Origin of the sequence: Kitasatospora atroaurantiaca (assembly GCF_007828955.1) — a bacterium.
Taxonomy (GTDB): domain Bacteria; phylum Actinomycetota; class Actinomycetes; order Streptomycetales; family Streptomycetaceae; genus Kitasatospora; species Kitasatospora atroaurantiaca.
The window spans coordinates 6,530,009-6,554,563 of record NZ_VIVR01000001.1 but is presented as its reverse complement, the minus strand read 5'-3'; the positions used below and the strand labels follow the sequence as shown (position 1 = coordinate 6,554,563).

Here is a 24,555-nt window from a genome sequence, read left to right as displayed (position 1 = left end):
CGCGGGGGGCAGATCCGAGATGCGGATGATCAAGGCACGGCTGCGTGCGGCGCGGGCCGTCTGGCGAGGCTGGTCGCGGTGGCGGCGGGTGGCGACGGCGGCCGTGCTGGGGCTGGCCGTCCTGCTGGTGCCGGTCGCGTCGGCAGCACTCGCGTTACGCCTCCAGTACGCGGGCGAACCGTCCGCCGAGGCCCGTACCCGGGGGCGGGACGCGGTCTGGCTCGGCCATGCGTGGGTGGACGGCCGAAAGGGGGAGGCCGACGTCGCCGGACTGGCGCAGCTGCTCGCCGGGACGGGCGTACGCGACCTGTACGTCCACGCCGGCCCGCTGGAGCACGACGGCTCACTCGACCCGGCGCGGTACCCGCAGGCCCGGACGTTCGTGGAGAACGTGCACCGGACGCTTCCCCGGCTGCGGGTACAGGCCTGGCTCGGCGACGTGGTGGCGCCCGAGAAGGACGGCCTGCACCTGGACCGCCCGGACGTACGGGACCGGATCACCGCCTCTTCCGGGCAGGTGCTGGCGCAGGGCTTCGACGGCGTCCACTTCGACATGGAGCCGGTCCACTCGGGCTCGGACGGCTTCCTCGCCCTGCTCGACCAGGTGCACGCGGTGACGGCCGCGCGCGGGGTGCCGCTGTCCGCGGCCGCGCCGCAGATCGACCCGCTGCCCGGACTGCACGCGGCGGGCCTCGCGTTCTCCGGTCACGCCAAGTGGTGGTCACAGGCCTACTTCGCGCAGGTGGCGCGCCGGGTGGACCAGATCGCGCTGATGTCCTACGACACCTCGATGCAGCTGGAATCCCTCTACGGCGGCTATGTCGCGCAGCAGACCACGCTCGCCCTGGAGGTCACGCCGCCCGGGGTCGACCTGCTGATGGGCCTGCCCGCCTACTGGGACGACACCTTCAGCCACCGCGGCTCGGCCGAGACCGTGTCGGCGGCGGTACGCGGGGCCCGGCTCTCGCTGAGCCGGAACGCCCCCGGACGTCAGGCCTTCGGACTCGCCCTGTACGTCGACTTCACGGCCACCCCCGAGCACTGGGCCGCGTACCGCCGCGGCTGGGGCGCGTAGCCCCCTACGCAGGCGGCCAACCAAGAAGGGGCGCGGGGAACTGCGCGAGTTCGGAAGGCACCGGCCTGCACCCTCCCGCCTCGCGCAGTTCCAGTTCCCCGCGCCCCTGGACAGTGCATGGCTGAGCACGTGCCTACGAGCTAGCCGAGGGGCGTGCGGTGGAGGGCGAGGAGGAGGCGCCAGACCTGGGCGGCGATCTCCTCCGGGGTGCCGGGCACGAGGTCGTGCAGCCAGTCGGCCAGCAGGCCCGCGAAGGTCGCGGCGACGGCCGTGGCGATCAGGTCCGCGTGCGGGGCGCCGGCCAACTCGCGCTCGGTGCGGCTGCGTTCACGCAACTGACGGTTCATCAGCTCGCCGAGTGGACCGCTCCCGCCGGGCCGCAGCAAGGTGCGGTAGAGCGCAGCGTGCGGGGTGATGCCCGCGAAGAAGGCGGCCAGGGCCGGCGGGGGCGCGGCCGGGTCGGCCGTGCCGCGCCAGGCGTGAAGCGCGTCGACCGCGTCGCGGACCACCTCGGCACAGGCGTCCACGGCGAGCGCCTGGAGGTCCTCGTAGTGCAGGTAGAAGGTGGCCCGGCCGAGGCCCGCGCGGCGGACCAGGGCCGAGACGCTGACCCCCTCGAGCGGCCGCTCGGCGCACTCGGCGAGCAGCGCCTCGCGGAGCCTGGCCCTGGTGCGCTCGGCGCGGGGGTCGCCGGCCGGGGAGCTCATCCGGCCGCCAGGACGGCGGCGAGGGCGATCGCGCCGGGCAGGGCCTGCGCGAACAGGATGCGGCGGTTCGCGGTGGCCGCGCCGTACAGGCCGGCAACGACCACGCAGCTCAGGAAGAACACCTGTACCCGGTAGCCGGTCGGGTCGGCCGCGATCAGCCCCCAGACCAGGCCTGCGGCGAGGAAGCCGTTGTAGAGGCCCTGGTTGGCCGCGAGCGGCGCGGTGGCCTTGGCCATCGAGGCATCGAAGCCCGAGAGCTTCCGCCCGGGCTTGCGCTCCCAGAGAAACATCTCCAGCACCAGGATGTACGCGTGCAACGCGGCCACCAGGCCCACCAGTATGTTCGCGGCCGTCTGCATGATCACTCGCTCTCGTTGATGGACACCTGTCCATGAACTATAGACACCTGTCCAGAATATCACCACCCCGAGCCTTGCCCCCGCCCGGCGCCCGGCCTAGGCTCGGAAGCATGACCGAGCACCTGCCTCCCGTGACGCCGCGTCAGACCGTCGACGGCGGGCTGGTGTACGACGGCATCAGCTACTCGATGCCGCTCGGCTACCGCCCCGTCCTCATGGACCTGCACCGGCCCCCGGCCGAGGGCCCCGTCCCCGTGGTCGTCTGGATCCACGGCGGCGGCTTCCAGTCGGGAGACCGCCGCTACCTGCCGGAGACCGTCGCTCCCGGGGCGATCTTCGAGGCGCTGACCGGCGCCGGTATCGCCGTCGCGACCATCGACTACCGCCACACCGCCGAGGCGCACTACCCGGCGCAGCTGGACGACGTCAACGCGGCCCTCTCCTACCTGCAGGAGTACGCCGAGGTGCTGGGGCTGGACGCCGGCCGGATCGGCGTCTGGGGCGAGTCCGCAGGCGCCGCCCTCGCGGCACAGGCCGCGCTCACCGGCAGCCCGGTGTCGGCGGTCGTCACCTGGTACGCGCCGACCGACATGCGTACCCGCCGCCCCGCCGACGCCGACACCACGGAAGCGCTGCTGCTCGGCGGCCCGCCCGACGAGCTGCCCGAACTCGCCGCCGAGGCAAGCCCCGTGACGCACGTCTCGGCCGCCGCTCCCCCGTTCCTGCTGATCCACGGCACCGGGGACACGGTCGTGCCCGCCGGCCACAGCGAGCGCCTGCACGAGCTGCTGCTGAAGGCCGGCGCCGACTCGACCTACCTCCTGGTGCCCGGCGCCGGGCACATCTTCGAGGGCTACGACGACGTCCCCGGCCTGATCACCGCCTCCGTCGACTTCCTCGCCCGCAGGCTCCTCAGCAGCTGAGCCAGACCGCCGTGTCCGTGGGCAGCAGGCCGTCGGCCGTCGGCCCGCCGGCGAGCAGCACGGCGGCGTCCGTGGGCAGCGGGACGGCCTCGGCCGACAGGTTGACCAGGCAGCGGAAGACCTCACCGCGACGGAACTCCAGCACGCCCGGGCCTGACGGCACCCAGCTGAAGGGGCCGTCCACGACGGTCCGCCGCAGGCGCAGGGCCTCCCGGTAGAGCTCCAGCATCGAGCCGGGGTCGCCCGACTGAGCCTCAACCGTCAGCCCCGACCAGTCGGCGGGCTGGGGAAGCCAGGTCACCACCCCCTCCGGCGAGAAGCCGTACGGCGGCTCGGTGCCCGACCAGGGAAGCGGCACGCGGCAGCCGTCGCGGCCGGGGTCGGTGCCGCCGGAGCGGAAGTGCATCGGGTCCTGGAGGCGGTCGAGCGGCAGGTCCTCGACCTCGGGCAGGCCCAACTCCTCGCCCTGGTACAGGTAGACGGCGCCGGGCAGGGCCAGTGAGAGCAGCGCCGCCGCCCGGGCCCTGCGCCGGCCGAGTACGAGGTCGCTGGGCGTGCCGAAGGCCTTGGCGGCGAACTCGAAGCGGGTGTCGGCGCGGCCGTAGCGGGTGACCGTCCGGGTGATGTCGTGGTTGCTGAGCACCCAGGTGGCCGGGGCGCCGACCGGGGCGTGGGCGGCGAGGGTGGTGTCGATCGAGGCCCGCAGCTGCCCGGCCTCCCAAGGGCGGGCCAGGAAGTCGAAGTTGAAGGCCGTGTGCAGCTCGTCCGGCCGCAGGTAGCGGGCGAAGCGTTCGGCGTCGGGCACCCAGATCTCGCCGATCAGGACGCGCGGCTCCGCGTAGGAGTCGGCGATGGCCCGCCAGGAGCGGTAGATCTCGTGCAGGTCGTCCCGGTCGGCGTACGGGTGCGGGCCGCTGCCCGGAGTGAGGTCGGGCAGGGCCGGGTCCTTGGTGAGCAGGCCGGCGGAGTCGATCCGGACGCCCGCCGCGCCCCGGTCGAACCAGAACCGCAGGATCGCCTCGTGCTCGGAACGCACCTGCGGGTGCGCCCAGTTGAGGTCGGGCTGGCCGGCGGCGAAGAGGTGCAGGTACCACTCCCCCGGCCGGCCGTCGGCGTCGACCGTCCGCGTCCAGGCGCAGCCGCCGAACTCGGAGACCCAGTCGTTGGGCGGCAGCGCACCGTCGGTCCCGCGCCCCGGCCGGAAGTGGAAGAGCTCCCGTTCCGCCCCGCCCGGCCCGGCGGCGAGCGCGGCGCGGAACCAGGGGTGGGCGTCGGAGACATGGTTGGGGACGATGTCGACGATGGTGCGGATGCCGAGTCCGAGCCCCTCGGCGATCAGCTTCTCGGCCTCGGCGAGCGTGCCGAAGACCGGGTCCACGTCGCGGTAGTCGGCGACGTCGTAGCCTCCGTCGGCCATCGGTGAGGGGTACCAGGGGTTGAACCAGACGGCGTCGACGCCGAGTTCGGCCAGGTACGGGAGTCGGGAGCGGACCCCGGCGAGGTCCCCGGTGCCGTCGCCGTTGCCGTCGGCGAAGCTGCGCGGGTACACCTGGTAGATCGCCGCGTCTCGCCACCAGTCCGAGTGCTCGGGTCGGCGCGGGGGCTGCTGTACCACGGTGGGAGGTCCTTTCGGAGGAGGGGCGGTCAGCCCTTGAGGCTGCCCGAGGTCAGGCCGGCCATGATGTTGCGCTGGAAGACCAGGAAGACCACGACGGTCGGTGCCGAGGCGATCGCCAGCGCGGCGATGATCACGTTCTGCGGTACCCCCGTCGACAGTGAGTTGATGCCGATGTTGAGCGGCTGGTTCGCCGGGTCCGGCTGTACCAGCATCGGCCAGAGGAAGTCCTTCCAGACGTTCACCACGGCGAAGATCGAGACGACCCCGAGGATCGGCCGGGACATCGGCAGCACGATCGACCACAGGGCCCGCAGCGGGGTCGCCCCGTCCATGGCCGCGGCCGCCATCAGGTCCTCCGGGATCGAGTCGAAGAACCGCTTCAGCAGGAAGATGTTGAAGGCGTTGGCCACCGTGGGCAGCCAGATCGCCCACGGGGTGTTGATCAGGTTCAGGTGCAGGAGCGGCAGATCGAGGACGGTCAGGTACTGCGGAACGATCAGCACGGCCGCCGGGATCATCAGGGTGGCCAGCATCATGCCGAGGATCAGGTTCCCCAGCACCGGCCGCAGTTTCGACAGCGCGTACGCCGCCGCGACGTCGAGGACCAACTGGAAGGCGAGCGCGCCGAAGGCGTAGTAGAGGGTGTTGAAGAGCAGTCGGCCCATCCGGAGCTTGCTCCACGCCGTCGCGTAGGTGTCCGGGTGCAGCTGCTCGGGGAAGAGGGTCGGCGGGTTCTGGATCACCTCCGCCGTGGACTTGAGGCCGCCGGTGACCAGCCAGTACAGCGGGCCGAGGAAGACCAGGGTGAAGACCGCCACCACCAGGGTGAGAACCGTCCAGTAGGCGATCTTCCCGCTGCGGCGGTCGAGCTGGGTCTGCGAGATGAGAGTGCGGGCCATCGCTGATCCCCCTAGTCGGCGTTGCGGCTCAGCCGCACGTACAGACCGGAGAACCCGGCGAGTAGCAGCAGCATGACCAGGCCGAGCGCCGAGGCGCTTCCGTAGTTGTTGAAGTTGAAGGCGTACTGGTAGATGAGGTGGACGACGGTGAGCGTGGAGCCCTGCGGGCCGTTGCCGCCGGTGAGCAGGTACGGTTCGACGAAGACCTGCATGGTGGCGACGATCTGGAGCAGCAGCAGGAGCGAGAGGATCAGCCTGGTCTGCGGGACGGTGACGTACCAGATCCTCCGCAGCAGTCCGGCGCCGTCGAGTTCGGCGGCCTCGTAGAGCTCGCCGGGGATGCCCTGGAGAGCGGCGAGGTAGATCAGGGTGGCGCCGCCCATGTTCATCCAGGTGGCCGCGATCACCACCGAGACCATCGCCGTGTCGGGCGAGTTGAGCCAGGCCGAGGTCGGCAGGTGCAGGGCCGCCAACAGGTGGTTGAAGAGCCCGTGGCCCGGGTCGTAGAAGTACTTGAAGAGCAGCACCGAGGCGACCGGCGGCATCATCACCGGCAGGTAGACCAGGATCCGCAGGTAGGACCGCGCGTGCCGGAGCTCGTTGAGCAGGATCGCGACCAGGAACGGCACGGCGAAGCCGAACAGCAGGGCCAGCACGGTGAAGAGCAGGGTGTTGCGCCAGGCCTGCCAGAAGGCCGGGTCCTGGAGGATGTGGTCCAGGTTGTCGAGACCGACCCAGGTGGTCCTGCCCCGCCTGGTCCGCTGGAAGCTCATGACGATCTCGCGGACCATCGGGTACCACGAGAAGTACCCGAAGCAGAGCACCGCACCGATCAGGAAGCCGTGTGCGGTGAGGTTCTGACGCACCTTCCGGCGAAGTGAGACGTTGATCGCTGCCATCGGTACTCCTGGTTGATGGTGGCGGGGGGCCGCCCCCGGACGGCCCCCCGCCCGGTCGGCTACTGGAGGCTCGCCAGGACCTGGTTGACCTGGGTCTCGGCGTCGGACAGCAGCTTCGAGACGTTGGCGTTCCGGTCGGTCAGGACGGCCGAGACCGGGTTGTCCAGCACCTTGTAGATCTGCTGGGCGTTGGCCGGCTCGGTCCTGCCGGGCACCGAAGTGGCCAGGTACGGGGCGTAGTTCTGGACCGGGACGGTCGCGCTGGCGGCCTTGGCCCGGTTGTCGCCCGCCAGGCTCGCGCCGGTGAAGAAGAACGGCTGCGGGAGGCCGACGGGCAGGTTGTCGGCCTTGGTGCGGGCGTAGTCGAACTGGCCCTTGCCGAGGGTGAGGTACTTGAAGTTGATCCAGGCGATGCCCGCCTTGATCTGGTCCGGGCTGGACCCCTTCTTGAACATGTAGTCGTTGCCGCCGAGCAGTGCGCTCTTCCCGCCGGGCATGGGGCCCATGCCGTAGTCGGCGTAGTTGCCCTTGAGGGTCTGCACCATGTACGTGATGTCGTCCGGGGCGCCGACGTACATGCCGAGCTTGTCGGAGGCCATCCGGGTCATCAGGTCGGGCCACTTGAGGCCCTGAGTGGCGCCCATGCTGTTGTCGGTCCACCGCATGTCGTACAGGTTCTGCAGGACCTGCCTGCCCTCGGGGGTGTTGAAGGCGGCCTTCTTGCCGTCCTCGCTGACCATCGCACCGCCCAGGCCGTAGAGCTCGGCGGTGTAGTGCCAGCCGCCCTGGTTGGTGGCGCTGTAGTCGCCGTAGCCGTTGACGCCGTTGCCGAGCGCGGCGAGCTTCCTGGCGGCGGCGCGGACCTCGTCCCAGGTGGCCGGCGGCTTGTCGGGGTCGAGGCCGGCCCGGGTGAAGAGCTTGCGGTTGTAGAGCAGGCCCATCCTGTAGTTGGAGGTCGGCAGGCCGTAGAGCTTGCCGTCGGCCTTGAGGGTGGCGAGGACGGACGGGTCGATGTCCTTGAGGGCCGGCACGGTGGTCTCGTTGACGTACGGCGTGATGTCCTCGGCCTGGCCCTCGTCGAGCACCTGGCCCAGGTCGGTGAAGTAGGTGTAGAAGACGTCGGTCTGCGTCCTGCCCTTGAGCTGTGCGGTGAACGGCGCCGGCTCCTCGCAGGGGGACGCGTCCTTGCTGTTGATCGTGACGTTCGGGTAGAGCCTGTTGAACGCCGCGATGTCCTCCGCCCACTGCTTGCGCTCGGCGGTCTTGGTGACCGGCGGCTCGCAGTCGATGCTGATCGTCACCTTGGCGGCCGGGTCCAGCGTCGCGGAGACGCTGCTGCCGGCGCCGTCCTTCGACGAGCCGCTGCCGCTGGCGCTGCCGGAGCAGGCCGCGACGGAGAGGGCCAGGCCGGCCGCGGCGGCCAGCGCGACCGATCTGTGCAGGAACAGGTCTGTGTTCACGGGACTGGGCCTTTCTTCATGCACGGGTGGGGGCAGGCGGTGCCGAGGGCACGGCGCCGGGGCGCGAAGAGGGAGATGGCGATTACTTAACCAGCGCGGACAGCTGCCCACAAGATATCGACGAAACTTCGCAAAAATTCGACTGCTCTTGCAATCGCCCACCGCGCGCGGGCATGCCGGGCAGGGCGGACACGGTGGTGTGTCCGCCCTGCCCGGGTGGCTCCCGCTACGGGTTGACGGTGATGGTGAAGGTGGACGTGGTGTTCTTGATGTCCTGGTAGTTGTTGCTCAGCGTCAGGTGGTTGAACGTCACCGACCCGACCGCCGGTCCCTGACCGGGCTCGGCCGACTCGTTGGCCCAGATCCCGAAGCCGGACTTGGCGTCGAAGGCGTCACCGCTCTTCCGGGCGCCCGTGATCGAGATGTTGGTGAAGACCGTGTCCGTGACCGGGTTCTGCGGCTGACCGCCCGAGTAGTTGGTCTGGAACATGATCCCGTGGTACGTCGGGTCGACGATGTCCACGTCGCTCACCCTGATGCCCTGGAAGACCTTCGAGGCCGAGAACACCCAGATGCCCGGGAAGGTCTGCGATCCCCAGAAGTGGCCGCCGGCCCGGACGACGGAGATGTTCTGGAGGTTCGTCGGGTCGGTGCCGAAGCCGTTCATCGGGTAGCCGAAGTCCAGCGAGCTGATGGTGACGCCCGAGTAGACCAGGGTGTCCGCGATGTAGATGTTCCGGAAGGTGTTCGCGTACCCGCCGTAGACCGCGATCCCGGCGGCGCGCCAGGTCAGGACGGCGGTCAGGTTCTCGAACACGTTGTTCTTCTCGTCGGCCCCGCCCGCGTCGATGGCGGAGAACAGCGCGAAGCTGTCGTCACCCGTCGCCCGGGCCTCGTTGTTGCTGACGAGGTTGTCCGTGCTGCCGTTGGTCATGTTGATGCCGTCGGCGAAGGTGTCGCGGATCCGCGAGTTCCTGATCGTCATGAAGTCCGTGTTGGCACCCCAGTACATGCAGACCATGTGCTCGGTCCAGATGTTGTCGATCGTCATATGGGCGAGGTTGGCGAAGTCGAACACCTTCCCCGGCCCGTCGATGCGCGAGGTGTAGTTCCCGAAGTAGGCGAAGCCCGCGAAGGTGGAGCCGTTCGCCGAGGCCTCCGAGCGGAAGCCGATGTCCGTGTTCGCCTGGCTCGACGGTGCGGAGAACCGGGTGAACCAGGGCCCTGCCCCGATCACCTGGACGGCCTTGCCGTACACCTGGAACTTGCTCGCCGTCTGGTACTCGCCCGCCGGCAGGTAGACGCCGACCAGCGAACCGGTGGTGTCCATCCGGACCTTGTCGAGCGCGTTCTGGACGTCCTGGTGGGTGAAGCCGGCCGGCACCGCGTACTTGGCCGGATCCGGGTTGGCGATCGGCGTCGCCTGCTCAAGGCTGATGAAGTCGATCGCGTAGGAGGTGGTGTTGGCCGCGTCCTTCTGCAGCCGGATCCTGCTGCCGGCCGGGACGGTGGTCCCGAGCAGCACGTTGGCCTCGTCGTAGATGTGGCGCGGGCCGCCCGCGCTCGGCAAGTTGCCCGGGCCGGTCTCGCTCCCGTACAGCCAGGCGTACTTCGAGGTGAGGTCGATGGCCTTGAGGAAGCTGCCGTTGACGTAGACGTCGAGCGTCGCGTTGATGCCGTCGCCGCCCGCCGCGTCCGGGATGGAGAAGCGGGTGACCAGGGTGTTGGTGCTGGCCTTCGTGGTGAACTCGACCGAGCTGCCGGTGCTGTTCAGGGTGACGGCCCTTCGGCCGGAGGCCTCGCCCGCCAGGTCCCCCACCGTCCGGTTCGGGCCGACGACCGCGGCCCCGCCGGCGAGCACGCCGTCCTCCGCCTCGTAGGTGTCGTACGGCATGTTGGCGCCCCGGCCGACGTACAGCGCCTGGCTGCCGGTGTTGTTGGCCTGCTTGACCGGCAGCTCGTTGGCGTCGTTGGCCAGCACCGTCTTCACGGTGTACTTGCCGTTGGCCGCCGTCCACGTCCCCAGGTTGACCGGGGCGGTGGTGGCGCCGGGCGCGATCGTGCCGCCGTACGAGCCGGTCAGGGTGCGCACGACGGTGCCGGTGGTGGCATCGGCGACCGTCAGGGTGATGCCGTGGGCGCCGCTCGCCGAGGCGGTGGTCCCCTGGTTCTTGATGGCCACGGTGAAGCTGACGGTGTTGCCCGCGGCCGGGTTGCCCGGGGTCCAGCCGACCGGGGAGGCGATCAGGTCGGAGCTTGCGACCGGGCTGACGGTCAGTGAGCCCGTGAAACCGTTGTTGGTCTCGTCCTGCTCGATGACGGCGTTGGACTCGTCGACCTTGGCGGTGAGTTGGTAGGTGCCCGCGTTCTGCGCGCCGACGGCGGCCGAGACCGTGGCGGACGCACCGGCGGCCAGCGCACCGACCTGCGTGGTACCCACCTTGGCGGCGCCCAGGTAGAAGTTCACGCTCGTCGCGCCGGAGCCCGCGGTGCCGAGGTTCTTCACCGTGGCCGAGAGGGTGACGGCGTCGGTCTCGACCGGACCGGCGGGCGCGGACGACACGGCCGTGACGGTCAGGTCCGGGTTCGGCGCCGGGGTGCCGATGACCTGGAACTCGGCAACCTGCCCGCCGGTGGACCCGGAGTTGGCGGTGATCCTCAGCTGGACGTCGGCCACCGTCGCGGCGAGCGGAACGGTCACCGTGTTACCGGACGCCGGGTCGAAGGTGTACGTCTTCGGGGCGACCAGGCTGGTGAAACTGCCCGAGCTCTGCTCCCGGCCGAGCACCTCGATGGTCTGGATACGGCTCGACCAGGCGGCCGCCGGGTTGAGCTTGAGCACCACCGAGCCGACCTCGGCGTTGGCGCCCAGGGCCACGGTCAGCGTGTCGGGGTAGCTGTTGGCGTTGCCCTCCCAGTAGGTGGTCACGTCGTTGTCGTTCGCGTTGGCCGCGACGAAGGTGTAGATGCTGGAGGAGGCCGTGATGGCTTTGCCCGCCGCCAGGTTGGTGCCGGTGCCGCCGCTGCCGGTACGGACCACGGTGTTGCTGTTGGCGGACTGGTTGCCCGCCGCGTCCTTGGCCCGGACGAAGTACGAGACGGTCGCGCTGTCCGGGCGGCTGTCCGTGTAGGTGAGCACGGTGCCCGCCACACTGGTGAGCAGCACGTTGTCGGCGTAGACGTCGTACCCGGTCACCCCCACGTTGTCGGTGGAGGCGTTCCAGGTCAGCTTGATCTGCCCCGAGGCCGGCTGCGTGTACGCGAGATTGGACGGTGCGGTGGGCGCCTGGGTGTCGCCGCCGGCCGGGCCGTAGACCTCGAACTCCGAGAGCTGGGCCGCCGGCCAGACCGAGTTGGCCGTGACGTTCAGCCGCAGGTAACGGGTCGTGGTGGTGCTGAGGTTGACGGTGACGGTGTTGCCGCTCGCCGGGTTGAAGGTGTAGCCGGCCGAGGCGACGAGGTCGGCGAAGCTGCTGCCGTTGGTGCTGCCCTGCACCGTCAGGGATTCCGTCCTGGTCCCCCAGCCGGTGGGGAGCTTGAGGACCAGCTTGTTGACCGGAACGGCCGCGCCGAGGTCCACCTGGATCCACTGCGGGAAGGCGTTGTTGGCGCTCTCCCAGTAGGTGGCCTGGTTTCCGTCGTTCGCGTTGCCGGGCACGTACGGGGAGTTGGAGCTGTTGGCCGTCAGCGTCCTGCCCTGGGCGAGGTCGGCACTCGCACTGGTCGCGCCGTAGACCTCGAACTCGGCGACCTGGGCGGCCGGCCAGCCGGTGTTGGCCGTCACGTTCAACCGCACGTACCGGGTGATGGTGGCCCCGAAGTCGATCCGGACGGTGTTGGCGGAGGCCGGATCGAAGGTGTAACCCGCCGATCCCACCAGGGTGGTGAAGCTGGTCCCGTCGGCGCTGCCCTGCACCGCCAGTGTCTGGGTACGTGCCTCCCAGCTCGCCGGGAGTCGGAGTACCAGCTGCTCGATGGCGGTGGCACTGCCGAGGTCGACCTGGACCCACTGCGGCAGCGCGTTGTTGGTGCTCTCCCAGTAGGTGGCCTGGTTCCCGTCGTTGACGTTGCCGACCGCCTGGGGGCCGGTGGCACTACTGGCCGTGACCGTCCGGCCCGCCGCGAGGTTGGGGCCGCCCGCCGCCGAGGCCGGGAGTACCGGCCCGGCCAGGAGGAGCAGCCCGATCGTGACCACCGCGGCCGTCAGCCGCGACAGTATGCGCTGAGATCTCATTACGTCCCTCTCAGTCAAGGAACTGACGTTGATCTGTTAATGTTTTGCGCGATTGCAGGCAAGAGTTACAGAGGTGCTACAGACATGTCAACGGATCCACGGCGTCAGGAGAGGCGGAAAAGGGCGGGCACCGGAGTGCCCGCCCTTGGTCCGTACGGAGGTTCGCGAGTGCGATCAGCCTCGATCGCGGGCCGGGGCGGTGGAACCGCGCACCACCAGCTCCGGCTCGAAGAGCAGCTCGTCGTGGGTGACCTTGGCGCCGGCGATCTCGCCCACCAGCAGCTCCACCGCAGCCCGGCCCATCGCCTCGATCGGCTGCCGCACGGTGGTCAGCGGCGGATCGGTGCAGGTCATGAAGGAGGAGTCGTCGTACCCGATCACCGACACGTCGTCAGGTACGGAGAGTCCGGCCCGCCGCACCGCCCGGATCGCACCGAGCGCCAGCGGGTCGCTCGCACAGACCAGGCCCGTGACGCCCTGGCGCAGCAGCCGGGTGGTCGCCGCCTGCCCGCCCTCCAGGCTGAACAGCGCCCGCTCGACCTGCTCGTCCGGCAGCTCGAGACCGGCCCGCTCGGCCGCCGTGCGCGCCGCGGCGAGCTTCCGCCGGGACGGCACATGGTCGGCCGGGCCGAGCACCAGGCCGATCTTCCGGTGCCCCAACTGCCGCAGGTGGCCCACCGCCTGCTCGACCGCCACCGCGTCGTCGCAGGACACCCGGGGGAAGTCGAGGTCGTCGATGGCCGCGTTCAGCAGCACCGTCGGCAGGCTGCGCTCGGCGAGCCGGTCGTAGTGGTCGTGCGGGGCGTCGCCCTGGGCGTACAGGCCGCCGAAGAAGACCACGCCGGAGACGTGCTGCTCCAGCAGCAGGTCCACGTAGTCGGCCTCGGAGACCCCTCCGGCGGTCTGGGTGCACAGCACCGGGGTGAAGCCCTGGCCGGCCAGCGCTCCGCCGACCACCTCGGCGAATGCCGGGAAGATCGGGTTCTGCAGCTCAGGCAGTACCAGGCCGACCAACCGGGCCCGCTCGCCGCGCAGTTGGGTGGGCCGCTCGTAGCCGAGCACGTCGAGCGCCGTCAGCACCGCCGCCCTGGTGGCGTCGGACACCCCGGGCTTCTCGTTGAGCACCCGGCTGACCGTGGCCTCGCTCACCCCGACCTTCTGGGCCACCTGGGCAAGTCGTCGTGTCATGTTTGCGATTGTACGTCACTCTACGCAAATTCCTTGCGTAGATTTGCAATCTCGCCAGAGCGCGACCTTGAGTGATCGTGACATTACGATGCGTGATCAACGGGCCGTGGCAGACCGCGCACGGCCGCCGGCCAGCCATCGGAGTACCCCGTGCGCCACCAGATCCTCGCCGCCGCCGTCGCCCTCCCCCTCGTCCTGGGCGCGAGCCCCGCCTCTGCCGCCCAGCCCGGCGCGCACTACGCCGCCCTCGGCGACTCGTACGCCGCCGGGGTCGCCGCCGGCTCGTACGACAAGGCCAGCGGCGACTGCCACCGCAGCGCCCGCTCCTACCCCGCGCTCTGGGCCGCCGAGCACCACCCGGCCGCCTTCCTGTCCGTCGCCTGCAGTGGTGCCGCCACCCAGCACGTGATCCGCGACCAGCTCCCGAGAGTCCCGGCCGACAGCACCCTGGTCACGCTCACCGTGGGCGGCAACGACCTGGACTTCGCCACCGCGGCGGCCGCCTGCCTGCAGCCGCTCACCACCGACGCCCGCTGCGACCGGGCCCTGGACGAGTCCGAGCGCCTCCTGCGGGAGGAGCTGCCGGGGAACCTGGAACAGACCTACCGGGCCGTCAGCGCGGCGGCCCCGGCGGCCCGCGTGGTGGTGACGGGCTACCCGCACCTGCTGGAGACCGGGACCACCTGCTGGGTCGGCACGGACGCCCGCCGGGCCCGGTTCAACGCGCTCACCGACCGGCTCGACGAGCTGATCCAACGTCAGGCCGACAAGCAGGGCTTCCGGTTCGCCGACGTCCGGAGCCCCTTCTCCGGTCACGGAGTGTGCGCCAGGAGTGGCGAGGAGTGGATCACCCGCATCGTCCTCACCAGTATCTGGGAGTCCTTCCACCCGACCCCCGAGGGCCAGGCCCGCGGCTACCTCCCGAACGTGTCCGCGGCCGCCGCCGAGTAGGCTCTGCCCCTTGCCGGGCCGGGTATCAAAAACCCGTAGGCTGGGCAGGTAGGGACCATGGGACAGGCCGTTCCATGCGGACAACGTTCAGAGGTTCAGCAGTCGGCAGCCGGCCGCAGGTTCCCGTACTGGCAAGGCGGGGCGGGCCGCTGACCGACCGGAGGGAGACGCTGGGTGATCGAGCTGGAAGATGTTCCCGAGTTGATCGACCCGGTGATGGTCTGCGCGTTCGAGGGCTGGAACGACGCGGGTGACGCCGCCTCGGCGGCCGTGGGGCATCTGGACGAGACCTGGGGCGGCAAGGTGTTCGCCGCGCTGGATGCCGAGGACTACTACGACTTCCAGGTCAACCGGCCCACCGTGTGGCTGGACGGCGGGGTGCGCCGGATCACCTGGCCGACCACCCGGCTCTCGGTGGTGCGGGTGACCGAGCCCAAGACCCGGGACCTGGTCCTGGTCCGCGGCATCGAGCCGAGCATGCGCTGGCGCTCGTACTGCAACGAGCTGCTCGGCTTCGCCCACGAGCTGGGCGTCGAGCTGGTGGTGATCCTCGGCGCGCTGCTCGGGGACACCCCGCACAGCCGTCCGGTGCCGGTCAGCGGGGTCACCTCGGACGCCGCGCTGGCCAGGTCGCTGGACCTCGAGGAGAGCCGGTACGAGGGGCCGACCGGGATCGTCGGCGTGCTGCAGGAGGCCTGCGCGCACGCCGGGGTGCCGGCCGTCACGCTCTGGGCGGCCGTGCCGCACTACGTCGCCCAGCCGCCGAACCCCAAGGCCACCCTGGCGCTCATCAACAAGCTGGAGGACCTGCTCGACCTGCGGATCCCGCCGGGCGACCTGACCGAGGACTCCCGCGCCTGGCAGCTCGGGGTGGACCAGCTCGCCGCCGAGGACAGCGAGGTGGCCGAGTACGTCCAGCAGTTGGAGGAGGCCCAGGACACCGCGGAGCTGCCGGAGGCCTCGGGCGATGCGATCGCCCGGGAGTTCGAGCGCTACCTGCGGCGCCGGGACAACCTCGGGCCGACGGGCGAGAAGCCGGTCGCCGGGCACGCCACGGCGGAGCGCCCGACCGAGCCGGAGCCGAAGGACGGCAAGGACTCCAAGGAGACCAAGGACGGCAAGGACACCACGGAGGACGGGGACGACGAACCGGAGTCCGACGAGGAGTGAGAACGGTGAAGGGGCGTCAGGGAGATCCCTGACGCCCCTTCACCACCTCCTAGAGCGCGACGCCCAGCAGCGCGTCCACCGTGCGCGACACCAGCCCGGGTGCGCCGATCTCGGTGCCGCCGGTCTCGGCCTGCTGCGCCGCCCAGCGGTCCACCGCGGCCAGCGCCGCGGGTGCGTCCAGGTCCTCCGCGAGCGCGGCCCGGACCTCGGCCAGCAGCGCCTCGGCCGACGGCCCGTCAGGACGGGACACCGCCGCACGCCAGCGGGCCAGCCGCTCCACGGCGCGGTCCAGGTCGCCCTTGGTCCACTCCCAGTCACTGCGGTAGTGGTGCGCGAGCAGCGCGAGCCGGATCGCCGCCGGGTCGACGCCCTCGCGGCGAAGCGTGGAGACGAAGACCAGGTTGCCCCGGGACTTGGACATCTTGTGGCCGTCCAGCGCCACCATGCCGGCGTGGACGTACGCGCGGGCGTACGGGTGGTTCCCGCTGGCGACCTGGGCGTGCGAGGCGCCCATCTCGTGGTGCGGGAAGGAGAGGTCGCTGCCTCCGCCCTGGATGTCGAAGGACATGCCCAGGAACTCCAGCGCGATGGCCACGCACTCGATGTGCCAGCCGGGGCGGCCGTGGCCGAGCTCGGTGTCCCAGGCGGGTTCGCCGGGGCGGGCCGAGAGCCAGAGCAGGGCGTCCAGCGGGTGCTTCTTGCCGGGGCGGTCCGGGTCGCCGCCGCGCTCGGCGAAGACCGGGATCATCTCCTCGCGGCTGAGCCCCGACACCTGGCCGAAGCGCGGGTCGGACTCCACGGAGAAGTAGATGTCGCCGTCGACCTCGTACGCGGCGCCGCTCGCCAGCAGCTTCTTGACCAGCGGGACGATCCACGGGATGGACTCGACGGCGCCGATGTAGTGGGCCGGCGGGAGCATCCGCAGCGCGGTCATGTCCTCGCGGAACAGCGCGGTCTCACGCTCGGCCAGCACCGTCCAGTCCTGGCCGGTCTCGACGGCCCGCGCCAGCAGCGGGTCGTCCACGTCGGTGACGTTCTGGACGTAGAGGACGTCGTGGCCGGCGTCCTTCCAGACCCGCTGCACCAGGTCGAAGGCGTTGTAGGTCGCGGCGTGGCCCAGGTGGGTGGCGTCGTAGGGGGTGATGCCGCAGACGTACAGCCGGGCGGTGCCGTCCTGCGGCACGACCTCCCGGGTACAGCCCGCGGCGGTGTCGTGGATACGAAGGGGGAGCCCCTGACCAGGCAGGGCGGGAACCTCGGAGGCGGGCCAGGCATGCATGGCACCGACTCTAACCTTGCGATCATTTGAAAGGCTAACCAGTGGCCTGGATCGGCTTGAATCAGTTTCCGACCGATCGTGCTCGTCGGGGCCCGGCGGGCGATCGTGCCCGTCCGGGCCCGGCGGGTCAGACCGGCGGCCAGGGAATCGACGGCCAGTCAGGCGAGGGCAGCGGGTGGCGTCCGGTGCGGCGCAGCTCGGCGACGCGGCCCCGGGTGGCCTGCAGCTCGGCCTCGGTGAGGTGAGGGCGCAGACGCTCGGCAAGTGCGCCGTCCAGCGTCTCCGCAAGCCCGCCGAGGACGTCGAGGGCGTCCTCGGGGACGGGCTGTTCGGCCCAGCCCCAGAGCAGCGTCCTGAGCTTGCCGGGGACGGCGAAGGTGACACCGTGGTCGATGCCGTAGAGCCGGCCGTCGGCGGCCGCGATCCAGTGGCCGCCCTTGCGGTCGGCGTTGTTCAGGACGGCGTCCAGCAGAGCCAGCCGACGGAGCCGGTCGTCGTCCCGGTGGACCAGCAGCGCCGTACGGCCCTCCCCCACCTCGGCCCGGATGATCGGCAGCCAGCCGGGCTCGGCACCCGCCGGGTCCTGCAGGTCGAGCAGCTCGGGGGCCTCGGGGTCGGGCTCGACCCAGAGCTGGACCATCCCGGCGCCGTGCGGCCCCTCGCGCAGCACGGTGGGCGGTATCAGCGCCCAGCCGGTGGCGGCGGACACCTCGTACGAGGCGACCTCGCGGCCGGCCAGCGTGCCGTCGGGGAAGTCCCAGAGCGGCCGCTCGCCCGCGACGGGCTTGTAGACGCAGGGGGCGGTCACCCCGTCGAGGGTGGCGGTGCAGTACAGCACCGCGTTGGACGCGTCGGCGACCCGGCCGTGGACGGTGAGGGCGCCCTCGCGCAGCAGCCTCAGGGCGCCGTCGGCATCGGCGGCCAGGGCCGCGCTGACGGCGGGGTCGGCCATGGGTACGGCTTCGGCGTTCAGCGCCGGTAGCCGTTCGCGCGCGGGCACAGGTGGCCCTCCGGGTCCAGCGGCAGGTTGCAGAACGGGCAGGGCCTGCGCCCGGCGGCGACGAGGTCGAGGGCGCGCTTGGCGAAGACCCGGGCCATCGCACCGGTCATCCGGACCCGGAGCATGTCGGGGCCGTTCTCCTCGTCCTCGAAGACGGCCTCGGCCTCCTCCTCGTCGTCCTCGGCGCCCTCCACCACAGCCTGCGCCTCGACCACCAGGCACTCGTCCAGGCTGTCCCAGGCGAGGGCCATCGTGCCGACCCGGAACTCCTGCTCCAGCGGGAGGTCCAGCGGTGCGGCGTCGGCCAGCTCGGACGGGGCGACGGCGGGGATCGCGGCCGAGCCCCCGCTGCGCCGCAGGGCCTCGTCCAGGACCTGGTCGATCCGTTCGGCGAGCGCCGCGACCTGGGTCTTCTCCAGCAGCACGCTGGTGATCCGGCCTCTGGCGCTGGCCTGCAGGTAGAACGCCCGCGCGCCTGGCTGACCGACGGTGCCGGCCACGAACCGCTCGGGCTGGTCGTAGAAGAAGACCTGACGAGGCACTCTCTCGCTCCGGGTTCTGATCGATCGTGGGCTCACTGGCCACCCTACGGCCTGGGCGACGGCCCGGCGGCGTCAGGTGCCGACTCGTCCGTCAGGTGCCGAGCGGTCCGTCAGGTGCCGAGCAGTCCGTCAGGTACCGGCCCGGTCCGCCCCGGCCTCAGCTCCGGCCGGTGTCGCCGCCGACGACGGCGTCGCCGCTCGGGGCCGGTGCGTCGGGCCGCGGTGCCAGCGAGGCGAGGCTGCCGGTGTCGCCGACACGCAGGACGAACGGGCGCTGCGGGGTGTAGCGGATCGCGGTGACGGAGCAGGGCTCGACGGAGATCCGCTGGAAGTGGTCGAGGTGCAGACCGAGCGCGTCGGCGACGACGGCCTTGATGACGTCGCCGTGCGAGCAGGCGATCCACACCGCGTCGGCGCCGTGCTCGACGGCGATCTTGTCGTTCCACTCCCGGACGGCGGTGACGGTGCGGTGGCTGAGCTCCCGCAGCGACTCCCCGCCCGGGAAGGCGGCGGCCGCGGCGTGGTCCTGGACGGTGCGCCACAGCGGCTCGGTGGCCAGCTCGCCGAGCGGGCGGCCGGTCCAGTCGCCGTAGTGGCACTCACCCAGCCGCTCGTCCAGCGCGGCCGGTCCGAGCTCGGGGCGGGCCGCGAGCAGCGGCTCCAGGGTCTGCCGGCAGCGCTCCAGCGGGCTGCTGACGGCCTGGACCAGCGGGATCCCGGCCAGCCGGCCTGCCAGCGCCACGGCCTGGGTGCGTCCGGTGTCGTCGAGGTCCACCCCCGGGGTCCAACCGGCGAGGATTCCGGCCGTGTTCGCGGTCGAGCGGCCGTGGCGGACGAGCAGCAGGGTCGGCATGGGGCCAGCGTACGGCCTCCGGCGGAGGTGATCAGCGGAGATGGCGGGTCCTGTGCGCTTTCAGCGGATGTGACGTCCGCCGGAGCCCGCAGGCGCGACAATTGCCCACATGATCGTCGATTGTGCCGTCTACCGGAACGGCCACCGCACCGAGGACCCGGTCGACTTCTCGGACGCCCTCGATGCCGCCCGGGCGGCGGGCGACAGCTTCGTCTGGCTCGGGATGTACGAGCCGACCGAGGAGGAGTTCGACCTGGTCTCGGATGAGTTCAGCCTGCACCCGCTGGCCATCGAGGACGCGGTGAGCGCGCACCAGCGGCCGAAGCTGGAGACCTACCAGGACTCCCTCTTCATGGTGCTGAAGACGATCGGCTACCACGAGGACGGCCATGCGGTCAGCACCGGCGAGGTGATGATCTTCCTGGGCGACTGCTTCGTGGTGACCGTCCGCCACGGCACCGACAGTCCGCTCGCCAAGCTGCGGGCCGAGCTGGAGAAGCAGCCGGACGTCCTGAAGCACGGGCCGAGCGCGGTGCTGCACTCGGTCTGCGACACCGTGGTGGACCACTACGTCGACGTCGCCGCCGAGCTGCAGACCGACCTCGACGAGCTGGAGGCCTCGGTCTTCGCCCCGGGCCGGGCCGCGGTCGGCACGGCCGAGCGCATCTACGACTTCAAGCGGCAGTTGGTGGCCTGCCGGCGCGCCACCGCCCCGCTCCAGGAACCGCTGCTGCGGCTGGCCGGGGGCAGCGTCCCGTTCATCGAGGAGAAGGCGCTGCCCTACCTGCGGGACGTGGCGGACCACCTGGCCAAGGCCAACGATCAGGTGGAGTCGCTGGACCGGCTGCTCTCCGACATCCTGAGCGCCAACCTCGCCCAGGTCAGCGTGCAGCAGAACAACGACATGCGGAAGATCTCGGCCTGGGCGGCCCTGGTGGCCGTGCCGACCATGATCGCCGGCATCTACGGGATGAACTTCCAGCACATGCCGGAGCTCAGGCTGATCTGGGGGTACCCGGCCGCGGTCGCGGCGATGGTGCTGGTGTGCATCCTGCTGTACCGCGTCTTCAAGCGCAGCGGCTGGCTCTGAACGGCGGACCGGGAACGGCGGACCGGGAGGGCACCATCAGGGGCGGGGAACTGCGCGAGAACCATGCACCTCCGTGGAGGGCCGCTCGCCCAGATCCCCGCACCCAGGGGCGCCTCACGCGAGACCGGCGAGCTCCAAGGCCTCGACGCCGGTGCGCAGCGCGGTGATCCGCTCCTCCAGCGTGAACCCGGCCGGGGCCAGGGTCAGGGTGGTGACGCCCGCGTCGGCGTAGGCCTGCATACGGTCGGCGATCCGCTCCTTGGTGCCGAGCAGCGAGGTGGAGTCGATCAGGTCGTGCGGGACGGCCGCGGCGGCACCCGCGTAGTCCTTGGCGAGGTACTTCTCCTGGATCTCGTCGGCGGCCTGCTCGTAGCCCATCCGGCGGGCGAGCTGGTTGTAGAAGTTCTTCTCCTTGCTGCCCATGCCGCCGATGTAGAGCGCCGCGTACGAGCGCTGGGTGTCGGCGGCGGCCTTGACGTCCTCGCCGACCGAGATGGTGACGGTGGGGCAGAGGTCGAAGCCGTCCAGGGTCTGGCCCACCTTGGCGCGGCCGGCCTTCAGCGGGTCGATGGAGAGCGCGGCGTGCTCGGGGTCGAAGAAGATGCCCAGCCAGCCGTCGGCGATCTCGCCGGTCTGCTCCAGGTTCTTCGGGCCGATCGCGGCGATGTAGAGCGGGATGTGCTCGCGCACCGGGTGCACGGTCAGCTTGAGCGGCTTGCCGGGGCCGCCGGGCAGCGGGAGCGTCCAGTTGGCGCCCTCGTGGACCAGGCGCTCGCGGGACATCGCCTTGCGGATGATCTCCACGTACTCGCGGGTGCGGGCCAGCGGCTTGTCGAACTTGACGCCGTACCAGCCCTCGGAGACCTGCGGCCCGGAGACGCCCAGGCCCAGGCGGAAGCGGCCGCCGGAGAGGGTGTCGAGGGTGGCTGCCGTCATCGCGGTCATCGCGGGGGTGCGGGCCGGGATCTGGAAGATGGCCGAGCCGACGTCGATCCGCTCGGTCTTGGCGGCGACGAAGCTGAGGACGGTCGCGGCGTCGGAGCCGTACGCCTCGGCGGCCCAGCACACCGAGTAGCCGAGCCGGTCGGCCTCCTGGGCGACCGCGATGTTGTCGGCGTCCATGCCGAGTCCCCAGTAGCCGAGGTTGATGCCGAGTCGCATAGGGATGCCAAGCCTTCCAGTCGGTCGTTGTGCCGAGCGTAACCGCGTTGTCGCGGCTCATGCTACTGGCCGGTAGGTGTGTCCTGCGTCACCCGGCCCTGCGGGTCGGCGAGGCCAGGCCGGGCACGGGCCGCTACGCTCTGCCGACGTGGGGAGAACCCTCCTCACCTGCGTCTTTATCAGCTGACGGAGGCTCTTCCCGATGGAAAAGCGTCATCTCGGCCGGACCGGGCTGCGGGTCTCCAGACTCGGTCTCGGCACCATGACCTGGGGCCGGGACACCGACGAGCACGAGGCCGCCGAGCAGCTCAAGGCCTTCGTCGACGCGGGCGGCACCCTGGTGGACACCGCGGACGTGTACGCGGACGGCGGCGCCGAGTACCTGCTCTCCCGGCTGACGGACAGTCTGATCCCGCGTTCCGAGCTGGTGATCGCCACCAAGGCCGGCAGCGTCCCGGACTCCGACCGCCGCTTCGACGCCTCCCGCGGGCGGCTGCTGGCCGCCCTCGACGCCTCCCTGCACCGGCTCGGCACCGACTACGTCGACCTGTGGCAGGTCCACGCCTTCGACCCGGCCACCCCGGCCGAGGAGACCCTCCAGGCCCTCGACCTGGCGGTCGCCTCCGGGCGCGCCCGGTACGTCGGGGTTTCCAACTTCAGCGGCTGGCAGCTCGCCAAGGCCGCCACCTGGCAGCGCGGCCACGCCTCCCGGGTGCCGCTCGCCAGTACGCAGATGGAGTACTCCCTGCTGCAGCGCGGCATCGAACGCGAGGTGCTGCCCGCCGCGCTCGACGCCGGGGTCGGGCTGCTCGCCTCCTCCCCGCTCGGCCGGGGCGTGCTCACCGGCAAGTACCGGCACGGTGTCCCGCCGGACTCCCGCGGCGCCTCCCCGTACCTCTCCGGCTTCGTCCAGCCCTACCTCGGCGACCGCTCGCGACGCATCGTCGACGCCCTCGCCACCGCCGCCGACGGGTTGGCCAGCAGCCCGCTCGCGGTCGCGCTCGCCTGGGTCCGGGACCGGCCCGGTGTTTCGAGCACGCTGGTCGGCGCCCGGACGGCCACTCAGCTGCAGTCGGCACTGTCGGTGGAGGCCCTTACGCTTCCGGGTGAGATCCGCGGTGCGCTGGACGACGTGTCGGCGCCGGTGCACCGCTACCCCGATCCGGGCTGGACGGAGCTGTGACGAAGCTGTGAGGAGCGAATGATGAGCGACGTGGATCCCGGCAGGGACAACGCTCCCGGGCAACGTGCGGACGCCGTCGCGGCGCTGGCTGAGGCGATCCGGGTGGTGGGGCAGCAGCCGCCCGGCCCCGACACGGCCGGCGCCGAGGCCGCCCCGGCCGCCGCAGCCGACGAGCACCGGGCCGAGGCGCTGCGGGCCACCGGCGAGGTGCTGACGGCGGGCGGCGCCCCGGCGGAGTTCGCGGCCGCCGCCGTGACCGCGCTCGGCGAGGGCGCGGCCGAGACGCTGAAGGCCGACCCGTGGGCGGTGCTCTCGCTGCCGGGCGTACGGCCCGAGCAGGCGGACGGTTTCGCGCGCGGGCTGCTGGGCTCAGAGGCCGGCCCCGGCGACCCGCGCCGCGCGCAGGCCCTGGTCCCCTGGTTGCTGGAGCAGGAGGCGCTGCGCGGGCACTCGGCGGTGGAGATCGGCGAGGTGGCCACGGGCCTGGAGAAGCTCGCCCTGCCGGACGCGGCCGCCGCGCTCCAGGAGGTCGTGGTGGACGGCCGGGTGATGGCCTTTCAGGAGGAGCTGCCCGGCCACCGGAGCACCTCCGAGGAGGACGAGCCGCCGATGCGGACGGTGCTCGCCCTGGAGCGGCTCGCGCTCGCCGAGGAGAGCCTGGCGGACGGGCTGGTACGGGTGATGTCGACCTTCGTACCGGGCGAGGAGGAACCAGGCGAGGACGGTCCGGGCGAGGAGGCTGCTGAGGAGGAGGCAGCCGCTCCCGGGCCTGCCGCCTGGGAGGCCGCGGCCGCCGCCGCTCCGTCTGCCTCGGCCGCCGCGCTGATCCGGGCCGTCGCCGACAGCGCCCTGGTCGCGCACACCGGCGGCGAGGCGTCCCGCGCCGAGCCGGCCGCGCTGCTGAGCGCTGCGCAGGGCCTCGGGCTCCGCGCCTGGGCGGCCACCTGGACGGACCAGGGCCGTGACAGCCTGGCCGCCCTGCTGCCGGACTCCGGTTCGACGGCCGCGCAGGTGACCACCCTCCCCGAGCTTCTGGCGGGCACCGCCGGTCCCGGCCGGGCCGAGGACGGCTCGCTCGCGCTCGACGTCCTCCTGGTCCTCGACGCCCCGCTGCTGGACGTCGAACTCGCCGCGACCCTCCTGGAGGCCGTGGCCGACGGCACCCGGCTGGTCCTCAGCGGCGACCCCGGCCAGCTCTGGTCCGCCGGGCCCGGCCGGTTCTTCGCCGACCTGCTGGCGGCCAAGGCATGCCCGACGGTCGCCTCCCGGACGCCCGACTTCGGGCCGATCGGCGAGCTGGTCTCCGGCATCGGCATCGGCGAGCTGCAGACCGTCGAGGCGCCGGAGAAGGAGGTGGTGATCCTCACCGCCAAGGACGGCGGCGAGGCCGTGCACCGCGCCGTCCAGCTGCTCACCGACTCCATCCCGCGCGCGCTGGGCATCCCGGTCGAGCAGGTGGTGCTGCTGACTCCGGGCCACGGCGGAAGCGCCGGCACCCGGGCCCTGAACGCCGCGGCCAAGGCCAGGCTCAACCCGGGCCCGGGGAGGTTCGGTGGCTTCGACCCGGGCGACCGGGTGGTGTACTCCCCCGCCCCCGGCATCACCCGCCCGGGCCGGGTGCTCGACGGCGACGCGTCCGGGCTGCACCTGGAGCTCTCCGACGGCACGCGCCTGACGGTCACCCCGGCCCAGGCCTCGCGGCTCCGGCACGGCTGGGCACTGACCGTCCACCAGGCGGTCGGGCGGCGCTGGCCCGGCGTGGTGGCGGTGCTGCCGGACGACGCGGCCGCCGGGCTGACCCGGCAGTGGGTCTACACGGCCTTCGGCCGGGCCGAGCGGCACCTGTCCGTGGTGCACGCGGCCGGTCAGGCGCTGCCGCAGGCCGTCGCCGAGCGGCCGGCCCGGCCGCGCACCACGCGTCTGCGGGCCATCCTGGCCGAGCACGGCGAGCAGGCGCACTGACC

General features: G+C 71.7%; 20 protein-coding genes. 7 read left to right on the top strand and 13 right to left on the bottom strand.

Annotated elements, in window-relative coordinates; all coding sequences use genetic code 11:
- The first annotated feature begins 19 nt into the window (after window positions 1–19).
- The gene (locus FB465_RS29420; protein WP_145795396.1) at window positions 20–1,075 is read left to right on the top strand and encodes a glycoside hydrolase family 18 protein; all 1,056 of its coding nucleotides are present in this window, start codon (window positions 20–22) and stop codon (window positions 1,073–1,075) included.
- A 140-nt stretch (window positions 1,076–1,215) separates the two neighbouring features.
- Here FB465_RS29420 and FB465_RS29415 read toward each other — a convergent pair whose 3' ends face one another.
- Both FB465_RS29415 and FB465_RS29410 read right to left on the bottom strand, forming a co-directional pair.
- Window positions 1,216–1,782: a TetR/AcrR family transcriptional regulator gene (locus FB465_RS29415; protein ID WP_145795394.1), complete on the bottom strand. Its 567-nt coding sequence runs from the start codon at window positions 1,780–1,782 to the stop codon at window positions 1,216–1,218.
- Window positions 1,779–2,141: a DUF1304 domain-containing protein gene (locus tag FB465_RS29410; protein ID WP_145797665.1), complete on the bottom strand. Its 363-nt coding sequence runs from the start codon at window positions 2,139–2,141 to the stop codon at window positions 1,779–1,781. Before FB465_RS29410 ends, FB465_RS29415 begins: the two co-directional genes overlap by 4 nt.
- Window positions 2,142–2,251: 110 nt before the next feature.
- Between FB465_RS29410 and FB465_RS29405 the strand changes: the two genes are divergently transcribed.
- On the top strand, window positions 2,252–3,064 hold the full coding sequence (locus FB465_RS29405; protein ID WP_170290717.1) for an alpha/beta hydrolase: 813 nt from the start codon (window positions 2,252–2,254) through the stop codon (window positions 3,062–3,064).
- Here the strand turns inward: FB465_RS29405 and FB465_RS29400 are convergent.
- The 6 genes from FB465_RS29400 to FB465_RS29375 form a co-directional block, all read right to left on the bottom strand.
- A complete protein-coding gene (locus FB465_RS29400) occupies window positions 3,054–4,679 on the bottom strand; it encodes a glycoside hydrolase family 13 protein (RefSeq protein WP_145795391.1) in 1,626 nt (541 codons plus the stop codon). The genes FB465_RS29405 and FB465_RS29400 overlap by 11 nt on opposite strands.
- Window positions 4,680–4,708: 29 nt before the next feature.
- Complete coding sequence (locus FB465_RS29395; protein ID WP_145795389.1) at window positions 4,709–5,581, bottom strand: carbohydrate ABC transporter permease; 873 nt, start codon at window positions 5,579–5,581, stop codon at window positions 4,709–4,711.
- 11 nt (window positions 5,582–5,592) lie between these two features.
- Complete coding sequence (locus tag FB465_RS29390; RefSeq protein WP_145795387.1) at window positions 5,593–6,480, bottom strand: carbohydrate ABC transporter permease; 888 nt, start codon at window positions 6,478–6,480, stop codon at window positions 5,593–5,595.
- A 59-nt stretch (window positions 6,481–6,539) separates the two neighbouring features.
- Complete coding sequence (locus tag FB465_RS29385) at window positions 6,540–7,940, bottom strand: ABC transporter substrate-binding protein (protein ID WP_246192906.1); 1,401 nt, start codon at window positions 7,938–7,940, stop codon at window positions 6,540–6,542.
- A gap of 226 nt (window positions 7,941–8,166) precedes the next feature.
- A complete protein-coding gene (locus FB465_RS29380; protein WP_145795385.1) occupies window positions 8,167–12,174 on the bottom strand; it encodes a discoidin domain-containing protein in 4,008 nt (1,335 codons plus the stop codon).
- 174 nt (window positions 12,175–12,348) lie between these two features.
- Entirely contained in the window at window positions 12,349–13,362 is a 1,014-nt protein-coding gene (locus tag FB465_RS29375) for a LacI family DNA-binding transcriptional regulator (RefSeq protein ID WP_145795383.1), read from the bottom strand.
- Between the two features lie 150 nt (window positions 13,363–13,512).
- Between FB465_RS29375 and FB465_RS29370 the strand changes: the two genes are divergently transcribed.
- A complete protein-coding gene (locus tag FB465_RS29370; protein ID WP_145795382.1) occupies window positions 13,513–14,313 on the top strand; it encodes an SGNH/GDSL hydrolase family protein in 801 nt (266 codons plus the stop codon).
- 174 nt (window positions 14,314–14,487) lie between these two features.
- Window positions 14,488–15,483 carry a PAC2 family protein gene (locus FB465_RS29365; RefSeq protein WP_145795381.1) on the top strand — a complete coding sequence of 332 codons (996 nt, stop codon included), beginning with the start codon at window positions 14,488–14,490 and terminating at the stop codon, window positions 15,481–15,483.
- A gap of 49 nt (window positions 15,484–15,532) precedes the next feature.
- Here the strand turns inward: FB465_RS29365 and mshC are convergent, their stop codons facing one another.
- From mshC to FB465_RS29345, 4 genes are all read right to left on the bottom strand, one after another.
- Window positions 15,533–16,762 carry a cysteine--1-D-myo-inosityl 2-amino-2-deoxy-alpha-D-glucopyranoside ligase gene (gene mshC, locus FB465_RS29360; RefSeq protein ID WP_145795379.1) on the bottom strand — a complete coding sequence of 410 codons (1,230 nt, stop codon included), beginning with the start codon at window positions 16,760–16,762 and terminating at the stop codon, window positions 15,533–15,535.
- Window positions 16,763–16,889: 127 nt separating this feature from the next.
- Window positions 16,890–17,714 carry an SCO1664 family protein gene (locus FB465_RS29355; protein WP_145795377.1) on the bottom strand — a complete coding sequence of 275 codons (825 nt, stop codon included), beginning with the start codon at window positions 17,712–17,714 and terminating at the stop codon, window positions 16,890–16,892.
- Between the two features lie 17 nt (window positions 17,715–17,731).
- Window positions 17,732–18,304: a DUF3090 domain-containing protein gene (locus FB465_RS29350; protein ID WP_145795375.1), complete on the bottom strand. Its 573-nt coding sequence runs from the start codon at window positions 18,302–18,304 to the stop codon at window positions 17,732–17,734.
- Window positions 18,305–18,461: 157 nt separating this feature from the next.
- Entirely contained in the window at window positions 18,462–19,157 is a 696-nt protein-coding gene (locus FB465_RS29345) for a histidine phosphatase family protein (RefSeq protein WP_145795373.1), read from the bottom strand.
- A gap of 109 nt (window positions 19,158–19,266) precedes the next feature.
- Here FB465_RS29345 and corA point away from each other — a divergent pair, with 109 nt between their 5' ends.
- The gene (gene corA, locus FB465_RS29340; protein WP_211785883.1) at window positions 19,267–20,247 is read left to right on the top strand and encodes a magnesium/cobalt transporter CorA; all 981 of its coding nucleotides are present in this window, start codon (window positions 19,267–19,269) and stop codon (window positions 20,245–20,247) included.
- A 114-nt stretch (window positions 20,248–20,361) separates the two neighbouring features.
- Here corA and FB465_RS29335 read toward each other — a convergent pair whose 3' ends face one another.
- Window positions 20,362–21,408, bottom strand: coding sequence for an LLM class F420-dependent oxidoreductase (locus tag FB465_RS29335; protein WP_145795369.1), 1,047 nt, complete (start codon window positions 21,406–21,408; stop codon window positions 20,362–20,364).
- Between the two features lie 202 nt (window positions 21,409–21,610).
- On the opposite strand from FB465_RS29335, the gene FB465_RS29330 reads away from it, so the two are divergent.
- Together FB465_RS29330 and FB465_RS29325 are read left to right on the top strand one after the other, a co-directional pair.
- Window positions 21,611–22,591, top strand: a complete 981-nt coding sequence (locus FB465_RS29330) for an aldo/keto reductase (RefSeq protein WP_145795367.1) — start codon at window positions 21,611–21,613, stop codon at window positions 22,589–22,591.
- A 21-nt stretch (window positions 22,592–22,612) separates the two neighbouring features.
- A complete protein-coding gene (locus FB465_RS29325) occupies window positions 22,613–24,553 on the top strand; it encodes an ATP-binding domain-containing protein (RefSeq protein ID WP_246192904.1) in 1,941 nt (646 codons plus the stop codon).
- The last annotated feature ends 2 nt before the right edge of the window (window positions 24,554–24,555 follow it).

Coding starts and splice junctions, on each gene's coding strand:
- FB465_RS29375 (WP_145795383.1), bottom strand. CDS start 13,362: ATGACACGACGACTTGCCCAGGTGGCCCAGAAGGTCGGGGTGAGCGAG.
- FB465_RS29335 (WP_145795369.1), bottom strand. CDS start 21,408: ATGCGACTCGGCATCAACCTCGGCTACTGGGGACTCGGCATGGACGCC.
- FB465_RS29415 (WP_145795394.1), bottom strand. CDS start 1,782: ATGAGCTCCCCGGCCGGCGACCCCCGCGCCGAGCGCACCAGGGCCAGG.
- FB465_RS29380 (WP_145795385.1), bottom strand. CDS start 12,174: ATGAGATCTCAGCGCATACTGTCGCGGCTGACGGCCGCGGTGGTCACG.
- FB465_RS29410 (WP_145797665.1), bottom strand. CDS start 2,141: ATGCAGACGGCCGCGAACATACTGGTGGGCCTGGTGGCCGCGTTGCAC.
- FB465_RS29345 (WP_145795373.1), bottom strand. CDS start 19,157: ATGCCGACCCTGCTGCTCGTCCGCCACGGCCGCTCGACCGCGAACACG.
- FB465_RS29390 (WP_145795387.1), bottom strand. CDS start 6,480: ATGGCAGCGATCAACGTCTCACTTCGCCGGAAGGTGCGTCAGAACCTC.
- FB465_RS29325 (WP_246192904.1), top strand. CDS start 22,613: ATGAGCGACGTGGATCCCGGCAGGGACAACGCTCCCGGGCAACGTGCG.
- mshC (WP_145795379.1), bottom strand. CDS start 16,762: ATGCATGCCTGGCCCGCCTCCGAGGTTCCCGCCCTGCCTGGTCAGGGG.
- FB465_RS29420 (WP_145795396.1), top strand. CDS start 20: ATGCGGATGATCAAGGCACGGCTGCGTGCGGCGCGGGCCGTCTGGCGA.
- corA (WP_211785883.1), top strand. CDS start 19,267: ATGATCGTCGATTGTGCCGTCTACCGGAACGGCCACCGCACCGAGGAC.
- FB465_RS29395 (WP_145795389.1), bottom strand. CDS start 5,581: ATGGCCCGCACTCTCATCTCGCAGACCCAGCTCGACCGCCGCAGCGGG.
- FB465_RS29405 (WP_170290717.1), top strand. CDS start 2,252: ATGACCGAGCACCTGCCTCCCGTGACGCCGCGTCAGACCGTCGACGGC.
- FB465_RS29330 (WP_145795367.1), top strand. CDS start 21,611: ATGGAAAAGCGTCATCTCGGCCGGACCGGGCTGCGGGTCTCCAGACTC.
- FB465_RS29355 (WP_145795377.1), bottom strand. CDS start 17,714: ATGGCCGACCCCGCCGTCAGCGCGGCCCTGGCCGCCGATGCCGACGGC.